This is a genomic window from Maribacter polysiphoniae (assembly GCF_003148665.1).
Lineage (GTDB): Bacteria > Bacteroidota > Bacteroidia > Flavobacteriales > Flavobacteriaceae > Maribacter_A > Maribacter_A polysiphoniae.
Map to the genome: position 1 here is coordinate 246,108 of NZ_QGGQ01000002.1, position 18,868 is coordinate 264,975.

Consider the following 18,868-nt stretch of genomic DNA (forward strand, 5'->3'; position numbering starts at 1 on the left):
TATATTTTTCCCGTTGGCAACAAAAATCTGTAAAGACCAATAAAAGGTGGTTTTTTCGTAGGAAAGTATAATTAATTCACACGTGGACATATCCTTTCAAACCAACCAACAAAACAGTAGGAGTCTTCTTCTGTTATTATTTGTATTATTTACCTCATTAAATACGTTTGCCCAGTTAAGTGACCTGCATTACTTACCGCCTTTGAAGCAGGGTGCGAATAATCAAGGTATACAAAATCAGGCCATATATTTGTCAACTCCGGAAACAACCACTTTTACGGTAAATGTATATCGGGGAACAAATACCTCACCTGTAAACTCTTTCAATATTGACAATCTCAATCCAGCAGTCTGGACATTGGGCAACGGAGACAATAACATTACCCTGGTAAACAATAGCAATACAGGGGTTGTACTTGATAATAGTGGATTACGTTTTGAATCCCCTAGTGGTAAGGAATTCTACGTAAACTATAGAGGAAAATCCAGTTCACAGGCCGCTTCCTTAACCGCCAAGGGTCGACAAGCCATGGGTACCAAATTTAAATGGGGTGGTGTTCCTAACCTAGGTAGTCATGTTTCGAAATCCAACACCTTGGGTATCATGGCTACTGAGGACAATACAACGGTAACATTATCGGGTTATGATTCCAATTGCGAATTTAGGGTAGGCAACGACAGGGCTGGTATTACTGCCGATTCATATACCATAACATTGGACGCCAACGAATCTTTTGTTTTTGAAACCTACATAGGCACATCGCCCACCCCAGCCCATGAGGATGGTTGGATCGGCGCCTCGATCGATTCGAATAAGGATATCGTTATAAGTAACGGTATGATCAACTTTGGTAGTCAATCTGGCCAAAGCCATAGGGATGCCGGTATAGACCAACCTGTACCTGAAAACAAATTAGGTAAGGAATATGTTTTTGTAAGGGGTAATGGCAATACGAATGGACTTACGGAATTTCCTCTGGTCATTGCCATCGCAGATAACACTCAAATATTCGTAAATGGCGGTACAACGCCAATAGCCACCATAGATGATGGTGAGTACTATAAAATACCTAGCTCCTATTATTCCTCCAACACGGTGGGTGCAAACATGTTTGTACAAACATCAAAAGATGTATATGCCTATCAATCCATGGCGGGATCAAGTGCCCTGTACACACAGGGACTGAATTTTGTGGCTCCCGTAAACTGTTTATTACCCGATGTAATGGATAACATTCCGGATATCCGAAACATTGCAGGATCCACAGTTACCGGAGGTTTAACGATCACCGCATCGGTAAATACACCAGATGAAAACATCAAGGTATATCAAGATGGGATAGAAATCACCAAACCCGCATCCGATGCAGTGGCAGGTTCCAATGATTGGAAAACATTCTTTATACCCAATCTAGATGGTGATATTAGCGTAACATCAACTGGCCCAATGGCTATTGGTTTTTTCGGTTATAACGGTGCCCAAGGTGTCGCTGGCTATTTTTCCGGTTTTGATACCGTCCCAGAGGTAGTCCTTAAAATTAATGGGGGAACCGTAGGGGATTGTTTTTCTGGATCTACCATTTTTGAAGCCTCAGATGATAATTTTGATGCTTACCAATGGTTTTTTGATGGCCAACTCATTGAAGGTGCCAATACATTCGAATACGCTGCAACCGTAGCGGGAGACTACTATGTTCGGGGAACCAAAGGACCCTGCACGTATGATTCACAAGGGATTACTGTTTTCTACTGCGAAGGTGACATAGTAGTTAACAAAACCGTAGACAAGCCTGAAATCACAGAAGGGGAAACGGCAACTTTTACCATTAGGGTAGAGAATAAAAACTTTAAACCCGTAACTAACTTTCAGCTCACAGATAATATTCCTGCTGGGTTAACACTTGTCAAAGGCTCCACTACAACCGGAACCTGGAATGGTAGTGTTTGGAACATAGGCACCCTTGAACCTGGTGAACCGGCGTTTTTGGAATTGGAAGTAGTAGGGGATGAAATTGATATCGAACCCCTAATCAATGTCACCAATACCGTTTCACATACACAGGACCAAGTAGATGAAAACATTACTGAGGATATTCTTTCCGCCAGTATTATCGTACACAATGATTTTGATCATGATGGTGTGGTGGATATAGTCGATGTAGATGATGACAATGACGGTATTTATGACAGTGATGAATGCGAAGGGGCATTTTGTTTTGAATCGATTATCAACGAAAGTTTTGAAGACCCAGACGTTTCAAATTTTTCGATTCTCAATGAAAGTAGTGTCCCCGGATGGTATACAACTGCAACCGATAAGAAAATTGAAATATGGGAATCAGGTTTCTTAGGGGTAAATTCATATGATGGTAACCAACATGTGGAACTGAATGCCAATAATTATGGTGCGCTTTACCAAAACTTATGTTTGACACCAGGTACTGAAATGAGTTGGTCAGTAAGACATAGAGGAAGGGCCGGCACCGATAAAATGCAGTTGAGGATTGGAGGGGACCTTGCCAGTGCTACCGTACAAGAAACAATGACCACCGATAATACGGCTTGGGTATTATATTCCGGAACCTACACCGTACCCGTAGGCCAAACGAATACAGTTTTTGTTTTTGAGGCTATATCCACGGCCAATAGTAGTATTTCTATCGGTAACTTTATCGATGATGTCAAAATCAACATTCTTGTTCCCGAAAACTGTATAGATTCCGATGGGGACGGGTATCCAAACAACATTGACCTGGATAGTGATGATGATGGTTGTACCGATGCCGATGAATTCTATAAGGACAACAGTGCCGATGGTGATGATGGTGGGGAATACGGAACAGGTATACCTGCAGTTGATTCCAATTCGGGTGCCGTAATCGATGCGTCATACACCTTGGTTTTAGCTCCGGAGATCGATTTAGGGAATACTACCGAAGATTTGGGCACAAACGATATTAACGGACAAGAGATTGGCCTTGGTGATACTTTTGATTATGTCCTCCGTTTCCAAAATACAGGAAATGATAATGTTACAGGGTTTACCATAAGGGACGTATTGCCATCCAATGTAAGTGTAGACAATGTTGATCTATCAGGTGCGTCCAACACGGTAACTTATAACCATGACCCTGTCAGCAATATCATTACTTTCCAAATACCAGATAACCTGGTCGAGGTAAATGACCCAAAATATACGATCCGGATCACGGTAACCTTATCCTCAAACTGTTCTGAATTCGTAAATGCATGCTCGGATACCATTGAAAATTTTGCCTACTCCACCTATCAAGGAGTTACAAACACCAACACATATAGCGATGAACCAGGGTCAACCTTAACCCCAACCTGTAGTTCAACCACATCGGTGGCAACAAACAGCCTCTTAAACGATCTAGAGAATTGTAATATAGCCAGAACGGTACAATTATGTGGTGATGACGTTATTTTAAGTGCAGGAACAGGATTTGCTTCCTATAAATGGGCATTGGACACCAATGGAAACAGTAAAATAGATGCAACTGAGACGGTAATAGACGATGGAGATCCCGATGGTGACCCTAGTACATTATTGATTACCGAAATTGGCAATTACATCGTTGAAAAAAGTGGTGCGACAGGATGTGCCGATTTAGTGGAACTTATTACCGTAGAACGTTTTGGAACCACACAGACCAACCCCATTTTATCGTATTTCAATCGGGTAAATTCAGATGCAAACCCAGACAATGACCTACAAGGGCAAATTGTAAATTGTTCAATCGACGGTAGCGAAATACCGCAAATATTTTTATGTGGCGAAAACGATGATGCCACATTACAATTAGGAATAACGGATGCGGATAGTATTGTTTGGCAACAATTGGATGAAACAAGCTGTACGGATATAGGGGATGATTGTGCCAATACCAATTCTGGATGCACTTGGAACAATATTATTGAGCAAGATAATTATACGGTAACCGATAGCGGTAAATACAGAGTGGTCATCAACTATAAAAACGGTTGTTTCAGTCGTTTTTACTTCAATGTTTTTAAAAACACCTTGGACATAAAATACATTTCCTCTGATATTTTATGTAATACTTTAGGAAACATTAGAATTACAAACCCTGGAACGGATTACGGATTTCAGTTGGTAAACGCTACCACAAATTCTATTGTGACACCTTTTTCCGATAACAATGGACCTAATTTTGACATTACCACCAGTGGCACCTATAAAGTGCAGATCACTACACTTGACCCAATAACGGGAGACCCCATAGACAACGCCTGTATTTTTGAGACTGAGGATATCGGTATCCAGGAAATGGATTATGAGGTGAACATTGAAACGACACCTGCAGACTGTAGTGGTTTTGGAACCATTTCAATTCAAGCCCTGAACGTATTGCCGGATTACACTTATGAACTTCGCCTCGATGACGGCACCAATAGTGGTGCGGGAACATTTTTCCAAGAAAAGGTGGCCATCGAAGACAATACGTACACTTTCAATAGTGTACCCGCTGGGGACTATATTGTGATTACCACTACAGAAGATGGTTGTACGGATTCCCAAAATATTACAGTAGACGAATATCCTACCCTTAATTTAACGGCTAGTGTAAGCGAAAACATTACCTGTAATTCAGGTATGATAACCTTAACACCTAGTGGGGGTAATCCTGATCCAAATTACGACATGGCCATTTGGAGCATTGGCGGGGTTGGACTTTACGCAAGTCCGGAAGACGTACCAGCCTCCGAACTTCAAACTACCAACGACTTCGTATTTACCGATAGTAGTGATGCCAATGACTATGTCTTTATCGTTTTTGATGACAATGGATGTAGTTCACTATCAAATAGTGTGACCTTACAGGATTTGGGTCCCGTTACCATCTCTGCGTCTCACACCGATATTGTTTGCGCCGATTCCGCTACCTCAACATTAACGATAATAGCAAGCGGAGGTACAGCTCCCTACGAATATAGTTTAGATGGTGGCACGACCTACCAAACGACGAATACATTTACCAATTTGGGTGGCGGTTCCTACACGATTACCGTTAGGGATTCTAGTGGATCTGCAACATCAAGATGTATTGGAACGCAAGAGTATGAGATAGACCAACCTTTTAGATTGACAGCTTCCGCCGCAATTGTAGAAGATGCTTCCTGTGATCCTTCGGGAGCCTTGGTTAAAATATTAAATCCAAATGGCGGTCAAGCTCCATACACCTATAGTTTTGATGGCGGTTCCAATTATAACGGTACAAATGAACAACGACTGACAGCAGGTACTTACAACCTATCCATAAAGGATAACCTAGGTTGTACTTATGACATGGACATCACCGTAGACGCCCCAATGGCCGATCCAAGTTTCACTAATGATATCGATTATAACTGTGATGGATCGGGCACAATAACCATTACTCCGAGCAATACTACGGACTTTAGCTACACCTATAGTCTAAATAGCACGGACAACACCCCTGTGGATAATAACATATTCAATAATGTAGCTCCTGGAACACATACGGTTACCGTAGGGTATTCCAGCGCTATTACACCTAGCCAAAGCACCCTTTTCTTGGAGGATTTTGGAACAGGAATAACCACTAAAATAGGGGAAATAGGCCCAGGATATTGTTACGAACCGCAAGATGGCACTGATACTCCTTGCAATTTAGGTCCTGCCGGTATTTTGGTCAATGGCGAATACGCGGTCACGCATACGGTTACCAACCCTAATACATCATGGAGAACACCTAACGACCATACCGGCTTAACGGATGGTAGGTTCATGGCCATTGGGGTAAGTACCTCAGCAGGCAATAACAATGTTTTATGGTCCAGAACCGGATTGGAAGTACTGTCAAACCAAGATATTACAATTTCCTTTTATGCATATAACTTATTAAGAAACGGTGTTTCGGGCAATGACCCTGAAGTACTTGTAGAACTAGTGGATGCTTCCGGAACTTTAATCAGTAGCGCTGCCACTTCGGCAATTCCTCAAAATAACGATGCCGATGATTGGCATCTACGGGAGGTCACCTTTAATCCCGGAGCAAATACGGTTGTTGGCGTTGTATTACGTACCAACTTGGATAGCGACGATGGTAACTTCCTGGTTTTGGATGACATCCAAGCTTCCCAAATTCCAGAAGTCTGTGAAACATCCCAGGACCTTACCATTATCGTTGAAGACAACAAAGAGTTTACTGTCAGCATTTTAGGTAGTACCGACCCAACGTGTAATGGTGACACCGATGGTAGCATCAGGTTTGAAGTGAAGAATTTCGATACGGCCACAGGTTATGAATATTCAACGGATGGCGGAACTACTTGGACTACAGAAACTGCAGCCATCGTCACTACACCTTCAACATTGGCAGACGGCATATATGATATAATGGTTCGTAAGGTAAGTGACAATACCTGTACGGCAACTTCGGCCACATCGGTTACGTTGACCGCTCCGACGGCTATTGTTCCCGATTTGCAACAAACAGCCGAATATACATGCTTCAATACAGGGGCCACTTTAGAGGCTTCCGCTACTGGGGGCACACCGGGATATGAATATCAATTGGAAGATACTTCGGGCACCCCTGTGGTAACTTATCAAACCAATGCGGCCTTTAACAATATTACCGATGGTGACTACCTAATACGTGTAAAGGACGCCAACGGTTGTGAGGTACTTTCAACAGCAACGGTTACCGTTTCCACCCCGGAAACAATAGATTTCGACCCAACATTCACAACTTGTTATGATGGAGGAAACAATGCCACCATTACGGTTGATGTGACTTCGGGCAATGGTGACTACACCTTTAGAATCAATAATGGTGGATGGGTTACTCCTGCATCAGCCACTCCAACGACATATACATTTACAGGTTTGACCAACGGGACATATACGATTGATGTAGATGACACTTTTGGTTGTGGACCAGTACAAAAAACAATCGTCATACAACCTAATTTAAATGCTACCGTGGATGTCATGGATGTTAGTTCTTGTGGAGATGGCAACATTACGGTTACAGCCAGTGGTGGTGACGGAAACTTGGCGTATGCCTTTGTTCCGACAACAACCCCTGTAACAGCAGTAGATTTTAGTGCTACAAGCACATTTGCAGTTGCAGCGGCAGATACTGGCGCGTATGATGTTTATGTATGGGACAACGGTGCAGCGGATCCACATTGTGAATTTATGGAAACGGTCACTGTAAACCCTGCAACCCCATTAACTTTCACAGCAACGCCAACAGACCCAGAATGTCATGACGGATTGGGAAGTATTGCTGTAGAAGTTACTTCTGGTATTGCGCCTTACACTTATGAAATCATAGATTTAGATAATGGTGGCGCTTCCAATGAAACCATACCCAATGTAATAAATAACATAAAGTCGTTTTATAATTTAACTCCGGGTGATTATACGATAAACATTTCCGATGCTAGCGGTTGTATAGTTACGACGACACCCAACATAACCATTAATAACCCTATAGAATTAACATCTGAATATAGAGGTGTTTTACCTTCTTCTTGTTCCAGTGTGGACCCTAATGATTATGGCTTCGAGTTTTTTAACTATCCAACTACATTGGGTATGATAGAATTTAGTGCCGATGGTGGAAACACATGGGTTGCGGACAATTCTGTCCCAGGTACATCGGATAGAATAACCGGTTATTTATCAGGAGAAAACGTTGACCCGTCAATGAGGACAGTAGATGGTTCCGGAAATACTATTTGCCAAACGGATTTCCCAAGGTTCACAATCCCTTATCCTTTGGATGATTTGGATATTAAACTAACTGCAATCGTGGTTAATTGTAATGAACTGCGAGTTAAAGTCCAAGGCACTGAAGGTACTCCCGGTTACGAGTATGCGTACTCTGATAATCCAGCTAATTTTGACCCTGCTACTGCAATTTGGATTGCCGGTGGCACTGAAGACGATTCATCAGGCACTACGGTCACCGTTCCTGCAGGGTACGGTAATCATACTTGGTCAAGTTTAATTCCGGGTAGAACATATATGTTTTACGTTAAAGATTTTAATGGTTGCGTACGACAAAGTAATAGAAACGTCAATGATATTATAGACCCCCTTCCATTGGATATTGATTTTACTTCTAGACCTACATGTAATGGAGCATCTAACGGCAATATAACCTATACAATTACAGATAACGAAGCTCCTTATGGCACTGAGTTTAGATGGGAATTGTATGATATGTCCACTGGAACCGCGACGCTAGTAACTGATAGTGGAGGAAATGTATCTTTTACATCACCTCAAGAAGTAAAATTTGACACATTGGATGAAGGGGAATACTTTATTAAGATTACAGAAATAGATGGAGGTTTAGATGCTTGTATCTCTGCTTCGGAAAACTTATTGATAGAAGAACTAAATGTTATATCGGCTGATTTAAATAAATTGCAAGATATTTCTTGTGAAAACCCTGGTCTTATCAAAGTTGATAATATCCAAGGTGGAGGAGGAACTTACACTTTCACCGTTACAGATGATTTAGGAAACCCTGTTGCAACAGGTACAACGGACAATCCTTTAGAAATACCGGCAGGTTCGGCTGCTGGGGACTACTCAGTAAGTATTAGTGACCAATATGGTTGTTCATATCCTTTAGGAGACATAACAATGGCATTATCCGCCAATCCAACTATCAATAGTATTGAGGTTGATAATTGTAGCACATCGCCAACAATAACCATTAATACAACATTAGGTGATTCTTCAAGCTTATTATACTCTATTGATGGAGGAACTACATATATAGACAACGGAGGTATTTTTACCAATGTAGCTGTTAACACATATACCATTTTTGTAAAAGATGGCAATGGCTGTACGGACTCCGGCACCATTGAAGTATACCCAACACTGCAAGCTACGGCAACTTTAGAAGAAAATCTAGGATGCACCAATGATGCGGAAATTTTAATCAGTGCTTCAGAAGGTTCTGGTAGTTATGAGTACAAAATCGAAGACTCAGGAAGTACGGAAGTTGTTCCAAGAACAGCATTTACCACACCTGTTACCGCTATGGTAACAGTAGCTGACACATATACCATTACTGTTTACGATACGAATACCGCAACACCGCAATGTGAGCGCGTATTGACGGTAAATGTGCCAATTGCGATTCAACCTGACTTTACCGCTACCCCAACAGATGTAACATGTAATGGTTCTTCCGATGGTATCATAAAAATTGCGGAGGTAAATAATGGAAACAATCCGTTAAATTATACGATAACACCCAACAACGCTACGTATGACCCCGTAACCAATTCGTTCTCTGGTTTACCTGGTGACAGTTACCTAGTAACCGGTACAGGGCCAAATGGTTGTACAACAATCCAAACTATTGTCGTAGGAGAGCCTAATGTTATTACTTTCGATACGCCAGACGTAAATCAATTTGGTTGTTCCACAGACAATACGACGGACAACGCTACTATTGTTTTAGACGAAACAAGTATAGTAGGTGGTAGTTTAACGTATTCCCGTTACGAGTTTGAGGATGTGGCAACAGGTACTATATTGCAAAGTGGATCAACTGCATCATATATGTATACGGATTATGCCGGTGGTGATGTGATTGTCCGTGTTTTTGATGATAAAGGATGTAGTGCAGCACAAACAGTTACTGTAAATGCTTATGACCCCTTCATTTCGGCTTCAGCAGATGTAATTACCCAAATCAGTTGCGCCACTACGAATACTGGTGAAGCAATTAGGGTGGATGTTACGACTAACAGTACCACATACACTGCAAATCCCGGACATTTTGAATATAGGTTATTACCTTCAGGAACGGCACAGGCCTCCAATATTTTTCCAGATTTACAAGTCGGGACCCATACGATAGAAATAACCAATACAACGACGGGATGTTCAATCACAACGGATCATGTTGTTGAAGAACCCAATACGTTCGACATAACCGTTGATGTATTGTCCAATGTTGTTTGCTTTGGTGATGACGGCAGTATCCAAATAACCTTCGCGGATGACACCTATGCCGGGGATTTTGCGTGGGAAGTCCTAAATACTGATGGTACTTCAACAAGTAGAACCGATGACGAAGGCGTATACGCTGGCACCGGAACATCTGCCGCTATACCCGTGGCCGCAGGTAATTACATCGTTAGAGCCGTACAAGTGGCATTCCCGGAATGTAGCCAGGAACGTACATTTACGATTACAACACCAGAAGCGGCAATAACGTTGGATACCATAGAAACCTCCAATGTAGGATGCTCCAATAGTGAAGGCACGGCCAAAATCACCCCTCTTGGAGGCAAAGCTTTATATGACATCGTTTTAACCAATACCAACACCAGTTCCGTTTACAATGGCCTTCAAGTGAACGCTAATCTTTTCAAAGGGTTGGAAGCCGGTCATTATGATGTTCAGGTCACGGATGCGCTTGGATGTTCCCAGATCTTTACGGATGCCTTTGAGCTCGTAGAACCGGATGCCCTAACAGGTACGATTACAAATACCGAATTAGTGTGTACCGGCGACACAGACGCTTCGGTTTCTTTTATAATCGACCCAACAAGAAATGTAAGTCCGAATTATAGCTACAGCCTTAATACCTATGACGATGCGGCAGGCACGACACTCTTGCGTAACGCTGCAGCCCAGACAAGCCCTGATTTCCATAATCTTAGTGCCGGCTTCTACAGTATTAGTGTTACGGATGATATTGGTTGTGCACACGAAACCGCAATTGTTGAAATTGTAGAGCCAACAGATGTCGATGCCCTATTAATTACGGAAACTCCCAATAGTTGCCTTACAGGAGCAGACCTTTTACTTGTTGCTTCCGGTGGAACGGCCCCTTATACCTGGAGTGAGGATGGTATTACTTACAACAGCATGAACGAGACCAATGGTACAGATACCAACCTGTTCCAAAATATGGCTGTTGGCAATTATAGTTATTATGTTAAAGATGACTTCAATTGTGTATCCGTTATTTCCAACGAAATAACCGTAAACGCTATTGAAGATTTGACCATGACCTTGGATACCTCAGCAGCGACCGTAAATTGTTCCGGTGATAGTTCCGCTTTGATCATAGCGGATGCGGATGGTGGACTTGGTAGTTATCAATATGCTTTATTTGGGGATGCTACATTGACTACGGAAATAAGGGCGAACCAAAATGATGGAACCTTTGCCGACCTGCCAAGTGGAACGTATTATGTAAGGGTTCAAAGTAGGGATTGTGAAATCGTGTCTGAAGCAATTGTAATTGAAGAGCCTATACCGCTTACCTTGGATTATGAAATAACGGATGTTACCTGTAATGGGGAAGATAATGGTAGTATTGTTATAAACTTAAGCGGAGGTACAGGGGATTACTTATATGCAATTTCCCCAAATCTCAATCAATTTGTAGATGAGAATACTTTTGATGAATTAAGCCCGGGTGATTATACGGTAATTGCCCAAGACGGTTTGGGTTGTTATGAAGTAATTGAATTTACGATAACAGAACCAACGATTCTAGAGATGGATTACACCGTTCAGAACGAAATATGTTTTGAGAGCAGCGATGGTTCAATCACTTTGGACATAACCGGGGGCACCGCACCGTACTTTACAAGTTTGAATTCTAACGAATCCGGTGATTTTGTCCAAGATAAACTTTTATATGAAAACCTTTCGGCAGGTTACTATACCGTATACATAAAAGATGCCAATGGTTGTACAACCAATGATTTAATCAACGTTGAAGTAGGTGCCAACCTCAATGCCACAACTGAGGTCATCTATGAATGTACCGGTGACACCCCTAACAATAGCCTTAGTATTGCCTTAGAGGATGAAAGTGTTAGTGGTGATGTACTTTATGCATTGGATTCCACTGATCCCGCAGACTTTGTACTAGAACCCAACTTCACTGATATGACTGCTGGGGACCACTACCTAACAATAGCACATGCCAATGGCTGTCTACGCACTTTTGATTTTGAAGTAATCGGCTACACAGCCTTGACACTCGTTACAACCCAGGAAGGCATTAATGAAATAACGGCCTATGCTTCTGGCGGAAAAGAGGATTACACCTACTATTTTGATGGCGTGGAAAATGGTGATGACAATACTTTTATGATCAATAGAACGGATACTTATGAAGTACGTGTCGTTGATGAAAATGGTTGTGAAGCAATTTCAGAAATTTACATCGAATTCATTGATATTGAGATTCCAAATTTCTTTACTCCGGATGGTGATGGCACTAGGGATATGTGGACCCCTATCAACATAGAAATTTATCCTGACATCTTCATAAAGATATATGACCGATACGGTCGTATCATCTACCGGTTCAAAGACAATCAAGATGGATGGGACGGTCTTTATAACAACACCGAATTACCCTCAGGTGATTATTGGTACATAATAAAACTAAATGGTGAAGCGGATGAAAGGGAATTTGTTGGCCACTTTACATTATACCGATAGCGTAGATAACAAATAAGATCCTAAGGCAGCAATAAGAAATGCTGCCTTAGGCATTTATTGTAAACACCATAAATGGCACTTTGGCAACGGCCGTATCGTATTTCACAACTTAATATTGCCTTCGGCAAAAAAGCTTCGTTAATTCGTACTCCATTTAACCCTAAAAATTAATGTTTTAAAGCACATAAAAATGAAACTTAAGTTTCTTGTCCCCCTTTTTCTATTTGCTTTCATTCATGTTGGATACGCCCAATTAAGTGACCTACATTACTTACCTCCCTTAAAACAGGGGGCAAACAACCAAGCTATCCAACAACAAGCCATCTATCTGTCCACTCCGGAAGTAACTGCTTTTACCGTGAATGCCTATTTAGGCACTTCCACTACTCCGTTCACAACTTTTTCATTATCAAAAACAACTCCGATCAAATATAACCTTGCCAAGGGAGATAATAACATCACCTTGGTAGAAAACGACAGTACGGGTGTTGTATTAAAAAGGGGGGGGTTAAGATTTGAAGCCCCCAGCGGCAAAGAGTTTTATGTAAACTATAGAGGTATTTCGGGTTCACAAGCAGCTTCATTGACATCTAAAGGCAGGGCGGCCATGGGCACGCGTTTTAAATGGGGTGGTGTTCCCAACCTAGGTACCCATGTATCCAAATCCAATACCGTAGGGGTCATGGCTACGGAAGATGGTACAACGGTTACCCTTTCGGGTTATGACCCTGACTGTGTATTTCGATTGGGTAGTGATGCTTCAGGAATGACGGACGACTCATATCAAATTACATTGGACGCCAATGAATCCTTTGTTTTTGAGGCCTATCTTGGCAACACTTTTTCAACAGCACAGAGTCAAGGTTGGATAGGTGCCTCCATAGTTTCGGACAAAAATATCGTAATAAGTAATGGATCCTTGAACTACGGTAGACAAGCCAACTCATCGAACAGGGATGCTGGTATAGATCAACCCGTACCGGAAAATAGATTGGGAAAGGAATATGTATTTGTAAGAGGAAATGGAGGGACTACCGGCCCTACCGAATTCCCGATAATCATAGGTACTCAAAACAATACCGAAATTTACGTCAATGGGTCTACCACAGCCATTGCAACAATCAATAACGGGGATTATTTTGAGATACCCAGTAGTTATTATTCTTCCAATTCAGTAGGGGCCAATATGTATGTCACAACATCCAAGGATGCATACGCTTATCAATGCTTGGCAGGTTCAAATGCAATTTATACACAAGGATTGAACTTTGTCGCTCCAGTTAACTGTCTTTTACCGGATACTATGGATAACATACCCAATATTACCGATGTTGCCGGTTCCACTCTTTCTGGGGGAGTAACAATAATAGCCTCAACTTCGACACCTGATTCGAATATTCAAGTAACGGATGACACTGGGGTGGTAACACTTACAAGTCCATCGTCCGTAGCAGGAACAAGTTTATGGAAAACCTATTACATCCCTGGTTTGACAGGTAATGTCAGCGTCGAATCGACAGGACCGATCGCAGTCGGCTTCTTTGGGTATAATGGTGCTCGTGGAATTGCAGGCTACTTTTCAGGATTCGATACCGTACCCGTCGTAGACCTACAAGTTACAGGAGGTGGGTGTCTACCTAACGCACAAGTAGAGGTAGTAGACCCTAATTTCGACGATTACCAATGGTTCGAAAATGGTAAATTGATCGCAGGTGCCAACAGTGCAACTTATACGCCGACCAGTGCAGGGGATTATTATGCCCGTGTAACCAAAGGAGGTTGTACGTATGACTCCCAACCTTTAACGGCCTATTACTGTGACCCTGATATTGTACTGAACAAAGACGCTGACCAGAATACGGTCAATGATGGGGATACCGTAACATTTACCATCACTGTTGAAACATTGGGCATAGACCCCGTATCCAATTTGGTTTTGACCGATCTTTTACCTGCAGGACTCGAATTGATATCCTCCTCGATTTCCAAAGGATCATTTACCTATCCTGACTGGAACGTTGGCAGCATGGACCCTGGTGATTTGGAAACATTGACCATGGTGACCAAGGCTAGCCTGAACAATATTCATATCCCAACCGTAGACTATACCAATACGGTAACCAATAATCAAGATCAGATAGATTCAAACACTACCGCGGACGACCCTTCAGAAACGGTAACGGTGAATAAGATAGCCACCACCACGGTCATAACCAACAGAAGAATTACATATAGGGTCAACAAAAATTAAAATTTAATTGTAACATTCGATTAAGTTTCTCGTCAAGTAGTACATAACCCATCAAAAATCACTTGACTTGAGCACAATTCTCACCGTTAGTAACCTAACCAAAAAATTTGGGTACTTGACAGCTGTCAAGAATCTCAGCTTCACTATAGAAAAGGGTAATGTTTATGGCATCTTAGGGCCGAATGGCAGTGGGAAATCAACCACTCTGGGCATTGTTCTCAATGTTGTAAACCGCACTAGCGGGGAATTTTCATGGTTTGGGGGTGAAACCTCTACCCATGAAGCCCTTAAAAAGGTAGGGGCAATCATTGAACGCCCTAATTTCTACCCCTATATGACCGCAATCCAAAATTTGAAACTGGTCTGTAAAATCAAGGAGGTCCCCGAAAACAAGATTGAGGAAAAATTGGAATTGGTTGGATTGCTCGACCGTAAAAACAGTAAATTCAGAACCTACTCCTTAGGAATGAAGCAACGATTGGCCATTGCTTCTGCCCTATTGAACGATCCGGAAATCCTGATTCTTGATGAACCCACCAATGGTTTAGACCCCCAAGGTATTCACCAAATCAGGGAGATCATAAAAAAAGTAGCGTCGAAAGGCACGACCATTTTATTGGCTTCGCACCTTTTGGATGAAGTCGAAAAAGTGTGTACCCATGTCGTTATCCTTAGAAAGGGACAAAAATTATATTCCGGACGTGTTGACGATATGATGGCCAGTTATGGTTTTTTTGAATTAAAATCGAGCAATACCGATATGCTCTTAACTTTTTTGGAAAACAACCCTAGTTTTAGCAAGGTAACCCAGGAAAATGGCCTTATCACAGCTTTTCTGAGCGAGGAAATGAATTCGGAAGTATTGAATAGAAGCCTTATGGACAAGGGCATAGTGCTCTCCCATTTAGTGAAAAGAAAGGAAAGTCTTGAGGAACAATTCCTTGCCTTGACCAATAACGCCTCCAACTAAACCAGAAAAAGCCATGTTACGATTATTACAGATAGAATTCATAAAACTTTGGAACAACAGGGTTAGCAAGATATTGATTATTGCTTATTTTGTCTTACTTACCTCCATAGCCCTAGTGGCGGCGATTAAATTTGATATAGGTCCCATAAAATTCCATTTGGCCGATCAGGGTATTTTCAATTTTCCCTATATCTGGCATTTCAACACATTCATTACCGCTTTTTTCAAGCTGTTCTTGGCGATCGTCATTGTCTCGATGATGGCCAATGAATATAGCAACAAGACCATAAAACAAAATTTGATAGACGGACTGTCGAAAAAGGAGTTCATTCTTTCCAAATTTTTGACCGTGATATCCTTTTCCATACTATCGACACTATTCGTTTTTGTGGTCTCCTTGATTCTGGGACTTATATATTCCGATTACAATGAACCGGGTATTATTTTTTCCGATTTGGAGTTTTTACTGGCCTTTTTCGTAAAACTAATGGGCTTTTTCTCCTTCTGTCTTTTTCTAGGCATATTGGTAAAACGTTCAGCCTTCGCCTTGGGATTCCTAATTCTATGGCAGGTATTCGAAGGTTTTGTCAGGGGTATGATACGTTGGAAATTTTTTGATGGGGACACTACCGATATCGTTATGGGCTTCTTTCCCCTCAATGCCATGTGGAAACTCATCGATGAACCTTTCTCCCGGTTGGGAGCCGTACAATCCGTGGCCGATCAAATCGGGGAAAAATTCGAATTGGACTATGGGGTACAATGGTACGAAATCTTGATTGTTTTAGGTTGGACGGCCATTTTCATCTATGGTTCATATGCCCTGTTGAAGAAGCGAGATCTTTAACCAGTAGAAACGGGCATTCCCAAAGATCTTAAGGTTTATTTTAGTTGAGGGAATCTTTCCCATGCATTGCCGTATTACTTTCGGCAAGGAAGTGGAGGTTTTCGGTTCACTTAACAAAACGCTAGTATTATTTTAAGACGACCAGTCCCTATTTAATCACAGGCCTTTTGTATTTTTAAAAAATGAAATTCAAGGTAGTATCCGATTTTAAGCCAACAGGCGATCAACCTGAGGCTATTCGTCAATTGGTCAAAGGTATAGAATCCAAAGAACCTTACCAGACACTTTTAGGGGTAACGGGTTCCGGTAAAACGTTTACCGTGGCGAACGTCATTGAAGAGGTGCAACGCCCAACATTGGTGCTTGCCCATAACAAGACATTGGCAGCACAATTGTATTCGGAATTCAAGCAATTCTTTCCGGAAAATGCCGTGGAGTACTTCGTGTCGTATTATGATTACTACCAACCCGAGGCATATATCCCCTCGTCGGGACTCTACATTGAAAAAGATCTTTCCATCAACGAGGATATTGAAAAATTGAGGTTGAGTGCCACTTCCTCCCTACTCTCAGGCAGAAGGGATGTGATTGTCGTCGCTTCCGTATCCTGTTTATATGGTATCGGTAATCCCGTGGAGTTTCAAAAGAACGTCATCAGCATACACAAAGATCAGGTGATCGCCCGTACCAAATTATTACATATGCTGGTTCAAAGTCTGTACTCAAGGACCACAGCCGATTTTAAGAACGGGAATTTCAGGGTAAAGGGGGATGTTGTGGATGTTTTCCCCAGTTACGCCGACCACGCTTTTAGAATCCACTTTTTTGGGGATGAAATCGAAGAAATAGAAGCCTTCGATCCCTTCAACAATTCCGTTATCGAAGTATATGAAAACCTGAATATCTATCCTGCGAACATGTTCGTTACCTCCCCTGATATTCTTCAAAATGCCATTCATCTTATTCAAGATGACCTAATGCATCAAATTGGATATTTCAAGGAAATAGGGAAACCTTTGGAGGCTAAACGCTTGGAGGAACGCACCAATTTTGACTTGGAGATGATTCGGGAATTGGGCTATTGCTCGGGCATTGAGAACTATTCCAGATATTTGGATGGTCGTGAACCCGGAACCCGTCCTTTCTGTCTCCTGGATTATTTTCCGCAGGATTACCTCATGATCATTGATGAAAGCCATGTGACCATTCCGCAAGTACATGCGATGTATGGTGGGGACCGTTCAAGAAAGGAAAACCTAGTGGAATACGGATTTCGATTACCTGCCGCCATGGATAATAGACCCTTGAAGTTCGAGGAGTTTGAGGCATTGCAAAACGAGGTGATATATGTTAGCGCCACTCCCGCAGATTACGAATTACAACTTTGTCAAGGGGTGTATGTAGAACAAGTTATTCGACCTACCGGATTGTTGGACCCGGTCATAGAGGTAAGACCCAGTTTGAATCAAATCGATGACCTGATCGAGGAAATCCAACAGCGGGTAGAAAAGGATGAACGTACCTTGGTCACTACCCTGACCAAACGAATGGCGGAGGAATTGACCAAATATTTGACACGCATAAATGTGCGCTGTAGGTATATCCATAGCGATGTGGACACCCTGGAACGTGTTGAGATCATGCAGGATCTACGCAAAGGGATATTCGATGTACTTATTGGTGTGAACCTCCTGAGGGAAGGGCTCGATTTGCCCGAAGTCTCCCTGGTCGCCATTTTGGATGCCGATAAGGAAGGCTTTTTACGGAGTCATCGATCACTGACCCAAACCGTTGGAAGGGCTGCAAGACACCTCAATGGCAAAGCCATTATGTACGCCGACAAAATCACGGATAGTATGCAAAAAACCATTGATGGTACCAATTACCGACGCGGGAAACAGATTGCCTATAATACGGAGAACAACATGGTTCCGACCGCTTTGAATAAAAGTCTGGATAGTGTATTGGCCAAGAATTCCGTTTCAACCTATCATTTTGAAAAAGAGGAATTACGGGCCGCTGAACCCGATATGGATTATTTGACCAAGGAACAGATTGAAAAATTGATTCGGGACAAACGAAAAGCCATGGAGCAGGCCGCCAAGGAATTGGATTTTATGCAAGCCGCCAAGCTACGTGATGAAATCAAAAAGCTGCAAAAACAGGATTGACCCATCATTCATGGATTGCTTATATGGAATAAAAAAACGCCCCTGAAACAGGGGCGCCTTTCAACTAACCAACAACCATTATGATATGTCGCAAATAAGGACATATTAT

Annotated in this window: 5 protein-coding genes; all 5 read left to right on the forward strand. The window is 42.1% G+C overall.

Going from position 1 to position 18,868, the window contains the following annotated elements:
* Window positions 1–82 precede the first annotated feature (82 nt).
* On the forward strand, window positions 83–12,520 hold the full coding sequence (locus LX92_RS05430; protein WP_244915921.1) for a T9SS type B sorting domain-containing protein: 12,438 nt from the start codon (window positions 83–85) through the stop codon (window positions 12,518–12,520).
* Window positions 12,521–12,710: 190 nt separating this feature from the next.
* Complete coding sequence (locus LX92_RS05435) at window positions 12,711–14,771, forward strand: DUF11 domain-containing protein (protein ID WP_109649278.1); 2,061 nt, start codon at window positions 12,711–12,713, stop codon at window positions 14,769–14,771.
* Between the two features lie 67 nt (window positions 14,772–14,838).
* Complete coding sequence (locus LX92_RS05440) at window positions 14,839–15,741, forward strand: ABC transporter ATP-binding protein (protein ID WP_109649279.1); 903 nt, start codon at window positions 14,839–14,841, stop codon at window positions 15,739–15,741.
* 13 nt (window positions 15,742–15,754) lie between these two features.
* Window positions 15,755–16,588 (forward strand): ABC transporter permease, encoded by an 834-nt coding sequence (locus tag LX92_RS05445; protein ID WP_109649280.1) that lies wholly within the window; start codon window positions 15,755–15,757, stop codon window positions 16,586–16,588.
* A gap of 182 nt (window positions 16,589–16,770) precedes the next feature.
* Window positions 16,771–18,759, forward strand: coding sequence for an excinuclease ABC subunit UvrB (uvrB, locus tag LX92_RS05450; RefSeq protein WP_109649281.1), 1,989 nt, complete (start codon window positions 16,771–16,773; stop codon window positions 18,757–18,759).
* Window positions 18,760–18,868: the final 109 nt, after the last annotated feature.